Origin of the sequence: Pseudomonas sp. NPDC098740 (assembly GCF_044760065.1) — a bacterium.
Lineage (GTDB): Bacteria > Pseudomonadota > Gammaproteobacteria > Pseudomonadales > Pseudomonadaceae > Aquipseudomonas > Aquipseudomonas rossensis.
In genome coordinates, this window is sequence record NZ_JBIWAM010000001.1 from 385,804 (window position 1) to 399,302 (window position 13,499).

At 53.5% G+C, this 13,499-nt stretch carries 12 protein-coding genes; 2 read left to right on the top strand and 10 right to left on the bottom strand.

Annotated elements, in window-relative coordinates:
• Window positions 1-21: 21 nt before the first annotated feature.
• Together ACIQU2_RS01950 and ACIQU2_RS01955 are read left to right on the top strand one after the other, a co-directional pair.
• Window positions 22-1,305 carry an NAD(P)/FAD-dependent oxidoreductase gene (locus ACIQU2_RS01950; protein ID WP_403138065.1) on the top strand — a complete coding sequence of 428 codons (1,284 nt, stop codon included), beginning with the start codon at window positions 22-24 and terminating at the stop codon, window positions 1,303-1,305.
• Window positions 1,306-1,747: 442 nt separating this feature from the next.
• Window positions 1,748-2,296 (top strand): cupin domain-containing protein, encoded by a 549-nt coding sequence (locus tag ACIQU2_RS01955; protein WP_007895886.1) that lies wholly within the window; start codon window positions 1,748-1,750, stop codon window positions 2,294-2,296.
• Window positions 2,297-2,389: 93 nt separating this feature from the next.
• Here the strand turns inward: ACIQU2_RS01955 and ACIQU2_RS01960 are convergent, their stop codons facing one another.
• From ACIQU2_RS01960 to ACIQU2_RS02005, 10 genes are all read right to left on the bottom strand, one after another.
• On the bottom strand, window positions 2,390-2,788 hold the full coding sequence (locus ACIQU2_RS01960; protein ID WP_403138069.1) for a TIR domain-containing protein: 399 nt from the start codon (window positions 2,786-2,788) through the stop codon (window positions 2,390-2,392).
• A 535-nt stretch (window positions 2,789-3,323) separates the two neighbouring features.
• Window positions 3,324-3,992 (bottom strand): hypothetical protein, encoded by a 669-nt coding sequence (locus tag ACIQU2_RS01965; RefSeq protein WP_403138071.1) that lies wholly within the window; start codon window positions 3,990-3,992, stop codon window positions 3,324-3,326.
• 383 nt (window positions 3,993-4,375) lie between these two features.
• The gene (locus ACIQU2_RS01970; RefSeq protein ID WP_403138073.1) at window positions 4,376-6,385 is read right to left on the bottom strand and encodes an ATP-binding protein; all 2,010 of its coding nucleotides are present in this window, start codon (window positions 6,383-6,385) and stop codon (window positions 4,376-4,378) included.
• Between the two features lie 153 nt (window positions 6,386-6,538).
• The gene (locus ACIQU2_RS01975) at window positions 6,539-6,832 is read right to left on the bottom strand and encodes a fructose-bisphosphate aldolase (protein ID WP_095132223.1); all 294 of its coding nucleotides are present in this window, start codon (window positions 6,830-6,832) and stop codon (window positions 6,539-6,541) included.
• A gap of 567 nt (window positions 6,833-7,399) precedes the next feature.
• On the bottom strand, window positions 7,400-7,618 hold the full coding sequence (locus ACIQU2_RS01980; protein ID WP_403138076.1) for a PLD nuclease N-terminal domain-containing protein: 219 nt from the start codon (window positions 7,616-7,618) through the stop codon (window positions 7,400-7,402).
• A 224-nt stretch (window positions 7,619-7,842) separates the two neighbouring features.
• A complete protein-coding gene (locus ACIQU2_RS01985; RefSeq protein ID WP_403138077.1) occupies window positions 7,843-9,258 on the bottom strand; it encodes a purine-cytosine permease family protein in 1,416 nt (471 codons plus the stop codon).
• Between the two features lie 285 nt (window positions 9,259-9,543).
• Complete coding sequence (gene argE / locus ACIQU2_RS01990; RefSeq protein WP_403138080.1) at window positions 9,544-10,695, bottom strand: acetylornithine deacetylase; 1,152 nt, start codon at window positions 10,693-10,695, stop codon at window positions 9,544-9,546.
• On the bottom strand, window positions 10,692-11,369 hold the full coding sequence (locus ACIQU2_RS01995; protein WP_403138081.1) for a DUF1028 domain-containing protein: 678 nt from the start codon (window positions 11,367-11,369) through the stop codon (window positions 10,692-10,694). Before ACIQU2_RS01995 ends, argE begins: the two co-directional genes overlap by 4 nt.
• 166 nt (window positions 11,370-11,535) lie before the next feature.
• Window positions 11,536-11,952, bottom strand: coding sequence for a RidA family protein (locus ACIQU2_RS02000; protein WP_347804276.1), 417 nt, complete (start codon window positions 11,950-11,952; stop codon window positions 11,536-11,538).
• 24 nt (window positions 11,953-11,976) lie between these two features.
• Window positions 11,977-13,287, bottom strand: a complete 1,311-nt coding sequence (locus ACIQU2_RS02005) for a flavin-containing monooxygenase (protein ID WP_403138083.1) — start codon at window positions 13,285-13,287, stop codon at window positions 11,977-11,979.
• Between the last annotated feature and the right edge of the window lie 212 nt (window positions 13,288-13,499).

The window sequence follows — 13,499 nt, forward strand, 5'->3', positions numbered from 1 at the left end:
CGGCGACCCTCGGAGAAACCTATGAAACAAGCACATGTAAATAGCTACTACGCCGCCACCCGCAACTTCACCGGCGACTTCCCGGTACTCGAACAAGCGGTCGACTGCGACGTCTGCATCATTGGCGCCGGCTACACCGGTTTGTCCTCGGCCCTGTTCCTCGCCGAAGCCGGCTACAGTGTCACCGTGCTCGAAGCCGCCAAAGTCGGTTTCGGCGCCAGCGGCCGCAACGGCGGCCAACTGGTTAACTCCTACAGTCGCGACGTCGATGTCATTGAAGAACGCTACGGCGACAAAACCGCAGAAGTGCTCGGCAGCATGATCTTCGAAGGCGCCGACATCATTCGTCAGCGCATACAACACTACGACATCCAGTGCGACTACCGTCCGGGTGGCATCTTCGCCGCGCTGAACAAGAAGCAGCTCAAAGGCCTGGCCGAGCAGAAAAGCAGTTGGGAACGCTACGGCAACAAAAACCTGAAAATGCTCGACGCGGCGGACATCAAGCGGGAAGTGGGTTGCGACAACTACGTCGGCGGCCTGCTCGACATGCAGGGCGGCCACATCCACCCGCTGAACCTGGCCCTCGGCGAAGCCTCGGCCATCATCGGCCTGGGCGGCAAAATCTACGAACAATCGGCCGCAGTGGAAATCACCTACGGCGAACCGATCACCGTACGCACCGCCAAAGGCGTGGTCCGCGCCAAGTACCTGCTGATCGCTGGCAACGCCTATTTGCCGCAAGACCTCGACAACCGCGTCACGCGCAAAAGCATGCCGTGCGGCTCGCAAATCGTCGTCACCGAACCGTTGTCCGAAAAGGTTGCGCGCTGCCTGATCAAAAACAACTACTGCGTCGAAGACTGCAACTACCTGCTGGACTACTACCGCCTCACCGCCGACAACCGCCTGCTGTACGGCGGCGGCGTGGTCTACGGCGCCCGTGAACCGGACGACATCGAGCAACTGATCAAGCCGAAAATCCTCAAGACCTTCCCGCAACTGAAGGACGTGAAGATCGACTACCGCTGGACCGGCAACTTCCTGCTGACCATGTCACGCATGCCACAATTCGGCCGCATCGAGAAAAACGCCTACTACATGCAAGGCTACAGCGGCCACGGCGTCACCTGCTCGCACCTGGCCGGCAAACTGATCTCGGAAATGATCCGCGGCGACGCCGAACGCTTCGACGCCTTCGCCTCGCTACCGCACATGCCCATGATCGGCGGCCGCACCTTCCAGGCCCCACTCACCGCCATGGGCGCCGCGTACTACGCGCTGCGTGACCGGTTCGGTATCTAAGCGACACAATCCCTGTGGGAGCGGCGGTGCGACGATTCGACTTGCCCGCGAAGGCGGCTTAACATCCAACAATGATGTAGCTGACACACCGCCTTCGCGAGCAAGCCCGCTCCCACAGAGACCCATGGCATACACAAAATCTGTGACCAACCAGAACCAAACTGTGGGAGCGAGCTTGCTCGCCATGAGGCCATACCAGTCACTATCAATCCCAACTGACACACAGTAATCGCACCTACACTTTTCACGACCAAACCACCCCGACTTCAGGACAAAACAACCTTTTTACCCACCCATCCATCGAACCTGCTGAGCAACACAACCAAACGTGATTTAATACCCGCCTTTCAAATTTCCGGGACAGGGAAGCGGTATCTTCGCGGCCAAAAGTCGCCCGCCATCCACCCCCATAACCCTTAAGTATTCCTCGCATAAGGCTGTCATGGACACGGGCTCACGACTCAAATTAGTACGCGAAAGCTACAAACTCTCCCAGCGCGAGCTGGCCCGGCGTAGCGGCGTCACCAATGCCACCATCTCCCTGATCGAACAAAATCGCGTCAGTCCCTCCGTCAGCTCCCTCAAAAAACTGCTCGAAGGCATCCCCATGTCTTTGGCGGACTTCTTTACCTTTGATCAGCCGCCGCGTGAGCATCAATACGTGTTTCGCGCCAATGAACAGCCGGATCTCGGGCGTCATGGATTGCGGTTGTTGCTGATTGGCGCATCGGTGCCGAGCCGGCAGATGCGGTTGTTGCGTGAGCAATACGCGCCAGGGGCGAGTTCGGGGGAAGAGCCGATTGTGCACTCGGAAGGGGAGGAGTGTGGGCTCGTTACGCGGGGGACAGTTGAGTTGACGGTTGATGGGCAGATTAGTGTTTTGAATGCTGGGGATGGGTATTACTTTCCGACGACGTTGCCGCATCGGTTTCGGAATATTGGGGCGGATGAGGCAGAAATTATTAGTGCGAATACGCCGGCGAATTTTTAGGGATGAACCTTTAGCCGATGCTCAAGGCCGCATAGAACCGGGTCACAAAGAAAAAAACCGCAGAGATGCGGTTTTTTATATCCGTAAGCCTAGTTACAGAACCACACTTGGCTGTGATCGCGTTTCAGTTTTATAACTCTGTATTGCGTTAATTATTTGCTGTTCGGAAGGAATGGCGTTGCCAATTTTTATTGCCTTAACTGGAATCCCGTATGCTTCTGCAGTTTTAATCTCCCATTGAACCCATTGAGACTGTTTGGTTGATTTTGTTTCTAGGAGTAGCAGCAAGTTTGAGCTTTTTAATTCTGCTTCTACGCGAGCCTGTCTGTATTTAGAATTGTTATGAATTAGGTCAATAAAAGGCTTGCCAAATGTAGAAATGGGGCGCAGAAAACATGCTAAAGAATCTCTATTTATAATCGCATCCCGCGTGGTGTAGCTAACAAATATCTTGAAGCTTGAACATAAACTGGGGTCAGAAAAATCTGTCATAAATGATCGCTCCAAGGCAAATAGTCAGAGCATAAAGATATAGACTCATTGAACGATTAAAAAAGGCGTTGAACCAAGAGTTTTTAAGCTTGGAAACGTGATCTTGTTCATTGGAGTTTCGAGTTTTTATTTGATCTAGGAGTTTGTTTATTTTCTGTCTGTTGGCCCGTTGATAATAGTACGCGGTAGCGTCACAAAACCAGAAGCCCAAGCTAATGACAATGCATATGTTTGAGATTGCACTCAGACTTGCAGGTGTCCCAAGCTTAAGCAATGCAGCGACTACTATGCCAATTATACCAACGCACAGCTTTTTGTATTCAAAGCATTGATTGCTGATTTGTAGCGTGGCTTCGTGTAGTTGGTCGATCGACGACCAATCAAGTTCGTCCTCGTAGCATTTTTTATACTCGTTTTTTTCCATTTTGTTGAGCCTTAATTAAATACTACAAAAAATACATTGATTGGTGATTGTTAATGATAGAAGTGTTTTGTTATAGCCGTTGTGTTTTTGTTTTAGAAGATGTGTGAGTTTCTAATGATCAGTATCCTTGGTGGCTTTTACTTCTATAGGATGAGTAATCTCAGGAAGAAAGGTTTGTGTCAATCGCTTTTGTCCTGCAAAAACTACTGAGCTCCATATAGCAAGTAGAATAAAGCCAAAAACTATAAATGCTAACCCGTCTGGCTCCTTTTCGTCATTCTTACCTTCTGTGTCAGAATATTTTTTCCGCCCTGTTGAATATAAATCTCGAAGTACTGCTGCTCCACACATTGCTATATAAATTGCCACTGATGAATAAAGCACTATGTCGTGAGCTGACGTGAAGAGTTGTGCGCTCATTGCGCGTGGTGGTGCTAAATAAATGATAAGAATAGTAGAAAAGTTTATTAATGAAACCAACGGGATTGACGCAAAAAATGCGGTAATGTCGTGCTTTCTTGACAGTAGTCTAATAGCTATGGCGCCTACAATCGTAGAGGATAAAAAGTAAGATATTATAATTAATACATTCTTAAGTTCAATGGCGGTGTGTAATTGGCTAGCCTGGATTGAATTTGTGGGAGTGAGTGGTGAGATTGTGTGGTTTTGGCTCCACGCTAAAAATAAACCAAGAGCGGCTATCAGGACACCAAATGCACCGAAAAATGTTGAAATCGGCGAACGTCTTATTTCACTCATTGCGCTACTTGCTATCGACATTTATGTGCATTGCCTGATGATATTTTTGGACTTGTAGTGGCAAATAAACCACAATGGATTTGGATATATAAGGTGGTAGTTCTGTAGCCTGGGCTAAGAATTCTGCCACCTTTTCTTGCAATATTCTGGTTCTTTAATTTTCAAGAACGATTATCTTTTTGAACTTTCCTGCGTTACTACGATTGTCGTGGAATTGACCATCTTTTCTGGACCATAAAGGTGACAGATATTTAAAAAAAAGACCTGCCACCTTTTCTTCTCATAACGGTAAATCCAGTAAATATGTCAGACGCTTCCCACAAAAATAGCGGTTAGCTTGCCGACACCGTCTATCTGAATGCATCCCCCATCTTAACTTGGATAGCTTGCAAAACGGTGAGCAGCTATTCTACGCTTACTGTAAGCGACTCTAACAACTCTTCTTTGGTTGTCTCAATCTCTAGGCTGTCTCGTTGAGTTTTTAAAGTACTCAACATAAAATCATGGGAGATTCTGAATTCTTCGATGATGGTCTGCCAAGTTTTCACATATTTTTTTATAGGGTTCGTCGTGGTGCCAGCACCTATTAGTCCCGGATCGTTTCTGTCAGCGAGATTGTTGAGTCGTTCGTGAATGTCAAAATTTAAGTCTGAAATTTTTCGTCCTACAAGTACGATTTCATATTTCGTTCTTATGCCATTGAATTCTGGATGTCGAGACAAAATAGTTGCATAGTCATCTACTTGTCGCAGGTGTTTTGTGTTTAAGGATACGCTCGGGCGCTTTATCTCAATAATCACGCATCTGAAGTATGGTTGATTGTTAGAGTCGTATTGTTTTTGTCTTCTCACTAGGAATAGATCAACTTGACGATTTGCGCCATCTACAGTTGCAATATCCTCAAGATCATCGTTCTCAATGAGCTCAATGCCTTTCACTGAATTTCTTAGATTTTTGGCGATTTTCGTGAATGTATCTTCTTCAGCGCCAATGCTTTCATACTGATTGCCGAATAGCCAAGTGTTGTTCTCTATGACACCTTGAAGATCCGGCGTCTCAAGCGTTACCTTGTAATGGTGCCGCATTATTTCAGCAATTCTAGTAATTGCATGCTCACGCTTCTGAAGGGACTCAATTGTTTGAATAATATTCTGAAGTTTTGAACGTTTAAGTTGTGCTGCAAAATTTTCAATATCGGCAGAATTGAGATCTAGCACGCTGTCTAAAATCTCAAACAAGGAACTATTTTCGCTGGAGACGGAAATCTTATCTAACAGCCTAATTATTATTTTTCTTTGCTTTTTATTGCTGTTTTTAAATAGCTTTGGGTCAGCAAGAATGATGCCCTTTACGATGCGTTTAGTATTACCAAGCCTCCAGCTGGAATATGCTGGGTCTATACCTTTATAGTCAGGAAAATCACCTTCCTCGATAAACCCTTCAATCTGTTCGTCTGCTAGTCGCGCAAGGAAATCTTGATAATGATTTTGAGTAAAAGCCGAAAGTAGCTTGGAAAAACCCTTCCAGACTTTTGAAGCAGATAGCTCGTTGAAGGTTGAGCGTAATTCAGATTCACCGCCGGACAATGCATCTAGCCAAGGGGATGAAACCAAAAGACTTGTATGATATCCAGGTTTTTGGTTCAGGCTGCTAGGCATGTGGTGTAAAGGTATGCCGTCACTTCCCCTTAGATATGTATAGGATTTCTCTGAATTGAGTTTTTCATCCCACTGTATCAACTCAACGGAGAACTCAATTCCTTCAGCGTGTATTGTTTCTTTGGTCAATGTATGCGCAGGTGGAGATATTTGGGTGGCGTTGAGTATTATGCTTTTTTCAGGATTGAACGCCAAATGCCATCCGAGCTCCAGTTGTAACTGATGGACTAATTCGTGTTGTTCTGGAAGGTTATTAGTGAAATTTGTAAGTTCTACACATGTGCCCTGAGGCTTCGAGGATAGAAGAGCGTTTTGCTCGTTTTCAGGGATTTCATGTCCGTTAATCGTACTTAGAGACGAGCTTTGTATGCCGATGATCGCATTTCTGCCAAGAAACTTTGTATGCCAAATGGCGTTGGCGCAAATTTTGTGAAACGCCAGTCTTCCTCGGCCTTTTGAACCGTGAGTGGAATGTGATCGTTTCTTCAAGGAGTCATTGAAACGTCTGAAGTTATCCATCGGCTTAGTAAAGTCGATCCCTTCACCATCATCTAGTACTGTGACAGATATAGTTCCACCCATATCGTTTTCGCGCGTGATCACTCGTACGGATTTGGCCCCTGCGTCGAACCCGTTCCATATGAGTTCAGCGATTGGCTGCCACGGTTCTAGGTCTCTTTTAAAATGATTCCTAATGCCTTCGTCAGTGATGGCGGTCGAACCTGAAAAATCGAAGGTAGCAGATGAGAGGGGCAAGTTATTAGTCCTTTATTCACATGTTTGATTCGACGCGACGCTGAACATAACAAAAAACCGTCGCGTCGTCTCTGTTCGCTTTTGGCCGATTGTTGCCAGTCACAATCCAGGCAACAAAACCCGCACCAACGTGGTTTTTTGATTGAGATTCGATCACTGGCCTTTGGGGGTATCAAACCCACGCTGCTCAATCACCCGAAACACATCGCTCACATCCTGGATCATGATCCGGGCGATGTTGGTGACGGTGTTGATGTCGTTTTCGGCGTAGTCGGGGAGGCTGGTGCAGGCCATGAGGTTGAGGTACTTGAGGACGGCGCTGAGGCGTTCGCTGACGCAGTTGTGGAGTTCGCGGAGTGGGGCGTCGCTGTCGATGAGCAGGACGGGGTAGTCGGTGGCGAATTGGGACATGGGGGTGAAGCGGCGCGGCGGGTTTTGGGTCGTCATGGTCTAAATCCTCACAAAAGAAGAATTGCCACCTTTCTGCTGCGAAACAAATGGGTGGCAGCTGTGCGCGGGTTCGCAGACCGGAGACCCACACCAAAAACCCGGCAGACCCGAGGGTCTCCCACGCACAACCGCCATAAAACTAATGCAACCAGAAGCGGCTGCATCATGCCTGACGGTACTTTGGTGTCAATCTAGCGGGCTGCGAAACCCAATCGCTAACTGCGGTCAGCGACAGGTCGAATATAGGCGTGCATTTTTGTGCTCACAACCGGGCTGTAGGACGGTTGGGCGCTTGTTGTGGCAAGGCTGATTGCCAATGTTTTCGGGCTTGTCGCGGTGATTCGGGCTGTGTGGAGTGCCTTGGGAAATGGGGTGCAGGTTTTGGGGCCGCTTCGCGACCCAGCGGGGATAAATCCCCTCGCCACAAAGGGTAAATTCCTACGAGATTTTCGGACGTCAGGTTTATAGAATCGGGTGATCAGAAACAACAAAGCCCCGAATTATCGTGGCTTTGTTCTTTGGGATGGAGCAGTTCCAAAAATCCTTACCGCACAGCCTCCGCCGTCATTGCCTGGCCTGCGGTGAATGCGGGTTGGGATTGGTGTGTTTCGGTCCCGCCAGTGCCCACGCTATCAGCCCGAATAGCGGTACAAACACGATTACCACCATCCATACGAGTTTGTTGCTTGATTTGCCTTCGGCTTTACGCACTTTGTTGATTGCCCATATCTCGACCAGCACAAGTATTGCGGCGAGTACGATCCAGATGGTTTCGGTTTGCATGGGTCACCTCCTGATAGTCATTCAGTTAGGTGAGCGGTGATGGGCGGGGTTCATTAAATTTCGGGGTTTCTTGCGAGCTTAAGATCAAAAGATCGCAGCCTCGTTTCACTCGACAGCTCCTACAAGGGTGATGGCGATGGCAAGGGTGGCTTGCTGGCGATGGCGTTTTTGAGGACGTCTTCGCCGGCAAGCCTGGCTCCTACAGGGTTTGTGGTGCGCTTCGGTTATAGGCTGTTGGCGAGTTTTCCGGTTGAGAGGCGACGCTTGTAGGCGGTGTCGCGGTTGGCTAGCCAGTAGTAGAGCGGGGAGGTGATCAGCAGGCCTACCAGCCAGGACAAGTCTGCCCCATTGATGTGCTCCGAAATCGGCCCGACATACAGCGGCGTGTTCATGAACGGGATCTGCACCGCAATCCCGATCGCATACGCCAACAACGCCTGCGGGTTGTACCGGCCATAGATCCCGCCATCGACCTTGAAGATCGAACCGATGTCGTACTGACCTTTGTGAATGGCATAGAAGTCGATCAGGTTGATCGCGGTCCATGGCACCAGCACGACGAGCAGCACCAGCACCATGTCGACGAAGTGGCCGATGAAGTTGGCGGAGGCGCCGACGGCGGCGAAGCAGCAGGCGGCGAGGATGATGATGGAGAGGACGGCGCGGCTTTTGGCGGTGGGGATCCAGCGGTAGGCGAAGGTTTGGATCAGGGTGATCAGCGACAGCACGGCGCCGTAGAGGTTGAGGGCGTTGTGGCTGATGACGCTGAGCAAAAACAGCACGAGCATCAACGGGCCGATGGAGCCGGTGGCGAGTTTGACGGCGTCCATGGTGTCCATGCCCACGGGCGTGGCGAGGACGGCGACGGCGCCGAAGATGAACGAGAGGCTGGAGCCGAGGACGGTGCCGAGGTAGGTGGTCCAGAACGTCGCGGCCATGGGCACGTTGGCCGGCAGGTAGCGCGAGTAGTCGGACACGTACGGGGCGAAGGCGATTTGCCAGAGCGCGGCGAGCGAGACGGTGGCGAGCCAACCGGAGATGTTGAAGCTGCCGCGGGTGAGGAAGTCGGCGGTCTGTACGTGGGTGAAGATGTAGCCGAAGCCCAGCACGATGCCGGCGCCGAGCACCCAGGTGCCGATGCGGTTGAGCACGTGGATGAAGCGGTAACCGATGATGCCGATGATGCCGGAGCCGAGGGCGCCGATGACGATGCCGACGGGCACGGGCACGCTGTCGACCACGCCGTGCAGGGATTTGCCGGCGAGGACGATGTTGGAGGCGAAGAAGCCGATGTACATGATGCCGGCGATCAGCACCACCAGCAGTGCGCCGAGCGAGCCGAACTGGGCGCGGCTCTGGATCATTTGCGGAATGCCCATCTGCGGGCCTTGCGCCGAGTGCAACGCCATTAGCACGCCGCCGACCAGGTGGCCAACGAGGATGGCGACGATGCCCCACACCAGGTTCAGGTGGAACATCTGCACGCCGAGGGCGCCGGTGACGATGGGCAGCGGCGCGATGTTGCCGCCGAACCAGAGGGTGAACAGGTCGCGGGTTTTTCCGTGGCGATCTTCGGGCGGCACGTAGCCGATGGTGTGTTTTTCAATGAGCGGGGCGGAGGTTGTTGCTGCGGTAACCATGACGGACTCCAAGGCAATTTGAGTACGTGGACGTACTTCGGTGAGCGCTGCACGGGGGCGACGCTTTTCTTGTTGGAGTTGATGATGTGCGGTGGGTGGGGATAGATAAATTACAAAGATTGTTGGTATAGACGTTAAAAAATGTAGGTCGTTGAGTCACCACAAAACCTGTGGGAGCGAGCTTGCTCGCGATGGCGGTCTGTCAGTCAAGTCATTGTTGACTGCCAGGCCATCATCGCGAGCAAGCTCGCTCCCACAGGGATTTAGGGGGATTCAAAATCTTCGTTATTCGCTGATCGATAGCAGCATCCGTTGCAGCATTTGATCGCAGCCGTTCAGTTGATCGAGGCTGACAAACTCGTCGGGTTTATGGCCCTGTTCCATGCTGCCGGGGCCGCAGACGACGGTGGGAATGCCTGCTGCGTCGAACAGACCACCTTCGGTGCCGAACGCTACCGTTCCGAATTCTCGGGAGCCGCAGAAAGCAGCAATCAACTCAGCCGCTTCGCTGTGCGCATCGGTCGCCAACCCGGGATACGCCGACAACTCGCTGAAGCGAATCTCGCTCTGTTCACTCACCGCACGCATGCGCGGCAATACTTGTTGCTCGGCATAAGCCTTCAGCTCCTGCGCAACGTCACTTGGATCATGCGAGGGCAGGGCGCGGATTTCGAAGTCGAAGCGGCAATCGGCGGGGACGATGTTCAAGGCCTTGCCACCGGAAATCACGCCGGTTTGCACGGTGCTGAATGGCGGATCGAAACGGGCATCGTGATGCTCGGGCGCTTTGAGCCGGTGGCCAATCCGCCCCAGTTCACCGATCAGTTCGGCGGCGTATTCAATGGCATTGACCCCAAGCGGCGCGTACGCCGAATGACAGGCTTCACCGTGAATATCGCAGCGCATCGCCAGTTTGCCCTTATGGCCCAGCACCGGTTTGAGCTCGGTCGGTTCACCAATGATGCAGAGCATCGGTTTGACCGGGAGTTTTTCCAATTCCGACAGCAACGAACGCACACCGAGGCAACCGACTTCCTCATCGTAGGACAGCGCGATGTGCACCGGCAGCCGCAGCGTGGCTTTCACCAGCGACGGGACCAGCGCGAGTACGCAAGCGATGTAGCCTTTCATGTCCGCCGTGCCGCGGCCGTACAACTTGCCGTCGCGCTCGGTGAGTTCGAACGGCGCAACGGTCCACGGCTGGCCGTCGACGGGCACCACGTCGGTGTGCCCCGACAGCACGATGCCCGGCCGGTCCGCCGGGCCAATGGTTGCGAACAGGTTGGCCTTGCTGCGCTCATCGTTGTAGACCAGCTCGCAAGGCACGTCGAAGCGTTCGAGGTGGTCGCGTACGAACTCGATGAGGTGCAGGTTTGATTCGCGGCTCGTGGTGTCGAACGCCACCAACGTTTTCAGCAAATCGAGGCTGTTGCTCATCGGTCGTCTCCGGCGACACCGTAGCCAGGGGATTTGTCGGGGGCGAGGGCGCGGTCGATGTAGTCCTGAACCTGTGGGCGATAGGCGTCCCACAATTTCTCAAGCTGACCGATCGGGTCGTGATCCGCCCAATCCACCCGCAGGTTGATGATCGGCCAGGTCAACTCGCCGACCACCACCACCGCCGCCGAATGCACCGGCCCGGCCTCGCCGCCCGCTGCGATGGCTGCTTTCATGGCCGCGAGCAGGCGATCGGTCAGTTGACCCTCGCCATGTTCGAATGCCTCGACCATGGCCTCGATCACTGATCGGTCCGCCAGCATGTTGCCGGCAGCGACGCATTGATCGCCGGACACGGCATTGTGGTTGCCCAAGGTCTGCGCGCCGCTGAAGTGCGCGGTGCGGCCGAGATGGTCAATCGCCGTGATCTGCCGATATTGGCTGTAGCCATTGCGGGTCAGGACCTTGTCCAACGCCTCGGCCGGTGTAAAGCCTTGTTCCATAAGGGCGAGGGCTTCCGGGCCGAGCGACGGCAAGGTGATGTTTTGCGTAGAGACGGCGCCGACCCCCGGCAGCAGCCAGGGGCACCGTGCACCGACGGCGATGCTGGAGGAACTGATCGCAATGCCGAACTGACCGGTTTCGGGGCAACGGGCGGCGATGGAGAAGGTCATGGTTTTTGCTCCTTGGTTTGCCTTGGCAAATGAGGTGTCTGTGCGGGCCTCATCGCGGGCAAGCCCGCTCCCACAAGGGATCTTCAGTGGCCACAGTTTTGTGTACGACGCAGATCAAATGTGGGAGCTGGCTTGCCTGCGATGGCCGCGACTCGGTCTTACCTGCTTACTCAGGAATCACCGCAATCACATCAATCTCCATCAACCACTGCGGCTGCCCCAGCGCTGAAACCACCAACCCGGTCGAAATCGGAAACACCCCTTTGAGCCACTTGCCCACTTCCTGATACACCGGCTCGCGGTAACGCGGATCGATCAGGTAAGTGGTGGTTTTCACGATGTGGTTGAGGTCGCTGCCGGCCTCTTCCAGCAACTGTTTGACGTTGCGCATGGCTTGCTCGGTTTGCGCTCGCGGGTCACCGAGGCCCACCAGGTTGCCTTCGAAGTCAGTGCCGACCTGACCGCGAACATAAACGGTGTTGCCGGCCCGGACCGCTTGGCACAAGTCATTGTCCAGGCTCTGGTTCGGGTAGGTTTCCTTGGTGTTGAACATGCGAATACGGGTATGAGTTGGCGTGGACATTTGAGGCTCCTAAAGAAAAATGGCTCAAGCGCTGACAGTTGCTTTATGGGCGACCGGGACAGTTTCAGCCTCGCGTTGCGCCGCATCGTGGTAGTCGAGGTAGGAACGCTGGATGGCGATGTGATCAGCCACGTATTTGGCGTCATGCCAAACGCCCCAGATGAACGAAGACCCGCGACGGGACTGCCACGGCAGGCCGAGGAAATACACGCCCGGCTCGCTCGACACGCCGCGCTGATGCGCCGGTTTGCCGTTGTCGTCGAAGGCATCAACCTTGAGCCAGCTGTAATCCGTGGCAAAACCGGTGGCCCAAATGATCGAGGTCACGCCGGCCTTGGTCAGGTCGAGCTCAAGAATAGGGTGAGTCACGCACTCCGGATCCGCGAAGGTGTGGCGGGCTTCAGGCTCTTCCGGCAGGTCCAGGCCATTGCGTTCGATATAGGCGTCAGCGGCATTGAGCAGCGCCAGATAATTCTCATCGCCGCGTGCCAGGTTGTCGGCAAGGTTCGGTTGAAAAGTCGCTACGCCGTCATTGAACGATTGGGTCAAACCCACGAGTGTCATGCCGCGATGGGCCAGCCCACGGAAGTCCACCGTCCGACCGCCATGCGCACCGCTGACAGCGATGGTGACGTGTTCCCGGCCGGGTTTCATGGCCGCCTGATCCCATTCGCCCAGCACACCCAGCCACCAGCAGAAGTCACGGTTGCGATAGGCGCGAGGAGGACGATCGTGGGCGCCGACCGAGAGGTAAACCTTCTTGCCGGCACGCTGCAGTTCATCAGCGATTTGCACGCCCGACGAACCGGCGCCGACGACCAGAACAGCGCCCTCGGGGAGTTGCGCCGGGTTGCGGTACTCGGCCGAGTGGATCTGCAGAAATTGTTCATCTTTCGGCGCGATCGGCGGGATAACCGGACGCTGGAAAGGCCCAGTGGCAGCCACCACGCGATTGGCCTCAATCACGCCTTCAGAGGTTTCAATGGTGAAGCCCGGGCGACCGACATTGCGCTCAACCTTCAGCACGTCCACGCCGGTGCGGATCGGGGCGTTGAATTTCTTGGCGTAGGCTTCGAAATAGGCGGCGACGCGTTCTTTCGGGGCAAAGTCGTCGGGGCTGAGGTCGTCGAAATCGAGACCGGGAAAACGGTCATGCCAGGCCGGACCGTTGGCCACCAGCGAATCCCAGCGCCCGGTGCGCCAGCGTTCGGCGATACGGTTGCGCTCCAGCACCAGGTGCGGCACCCCGAGTTTGCTCAGGTGTTCACTCATGGCCACGCCAGCCTGACCGGCGCCAACAATCAGCGTATCTGTTTTTATTTTGTCAGTGGTCATCTCTATACCCTTCGAAGTTGGATTTAGGTCGGTAACGGCCTGCCATTTCTTGGGGTCAAGACTAGGGATCACCCTGGTATCGGTAAAATATTATTAAGCTGGCATTTGAGTATAAATAACTGATGCAGAGGCTCAGGGAAGGTCGAGTCTGCCCGCAAGGCTAGAGAGATTGTCTTCTGCAGCGTCTTTTCAGCCATCGGTGATGCTCCAGG

Excerpts from the sequence above, each read along its gene's own strand:
- ACIQU2_RS01965 (WP_403138071.1), bottom strand. The coding sequence starts at position 3,992 with ATGTCGATAGCAAGTAGCGCAATGAGTGAAATAAGACGTTCGCCGATT.
- argE (WP_403138080.1), bottom strand. The coding sequence starts at position 10,695 with ATGAGCAACAGCCTCGATTTGCTGAAAACGTTGGTGGCGTTCGACACC.
- ACIQU2_RS01960 (WP_403138069.1), bottom strand. The coding sequence starts at position 2,788 with ATGACAGATTTTTCTGACCCCAGTTTATGTTCAAGCTTCAAGATATTT.
- ACIQU2_RS01985 (WP_403138077.1), bottom strand. The coding sequence starts at position 9,258 with ATGGTTACCGCAGCAACAACCTCCGCCCCGCTCATTGAAAAACACACC.
- ACIQU2_RS02000 (WP_347804276.1), bottom strand. The coding sequence starts at position 11,952 with ATGTCCACGCCAACTCATACCCGTATTCGCATGTTCAACACCAAGGAA.
- ACIQU2_RS01950 (WP_403138065.1), top strand. The coding sequence starts at position 22 with ATGAAACAAGCACATGTAAATAGCTACTACGCCGCCACCCGCAACTTC.
- ACIQU2_RS02005 (WP_403138083.1), bottom strand. The coding sequence starts at position 13,287 with ATGACCACTGACAAAATAAAAACAGATACGCTGATTGTTGGCGCCGGT.
- ACIQU2_RS01975 (WP_095132223.1), bottom strand. The coding sequence starts at position 6,832 with ATGACGACCCAAAACCCGCCGCGCCGCTTCACCCCCATGTCCCAATTC.
- ACIQU2_RS01980 (WP_403138076.1), bottom strand. The coding sequence starts at position 7,618 with ATGCAAACCGAAACCATCTGGATCGTACTCGCCGCAATACTTGTGCTG.
- ACIQU2_RS01995 (WP_403138081.1), bottom strand. The coding sequence starts at position 11,369 with ATGACCTTCTCCATCGCCGCCCGTTGCCCCGAAACCGGTCAGTTCGGC.
- ACIQU2_RS01955 (WP_007895886.1), top strand. The coding sequence starts at position 1,748 with ATGGACACGGGCTCACGACTCAAATTAGTACGCGAAAGCTACAAACTC.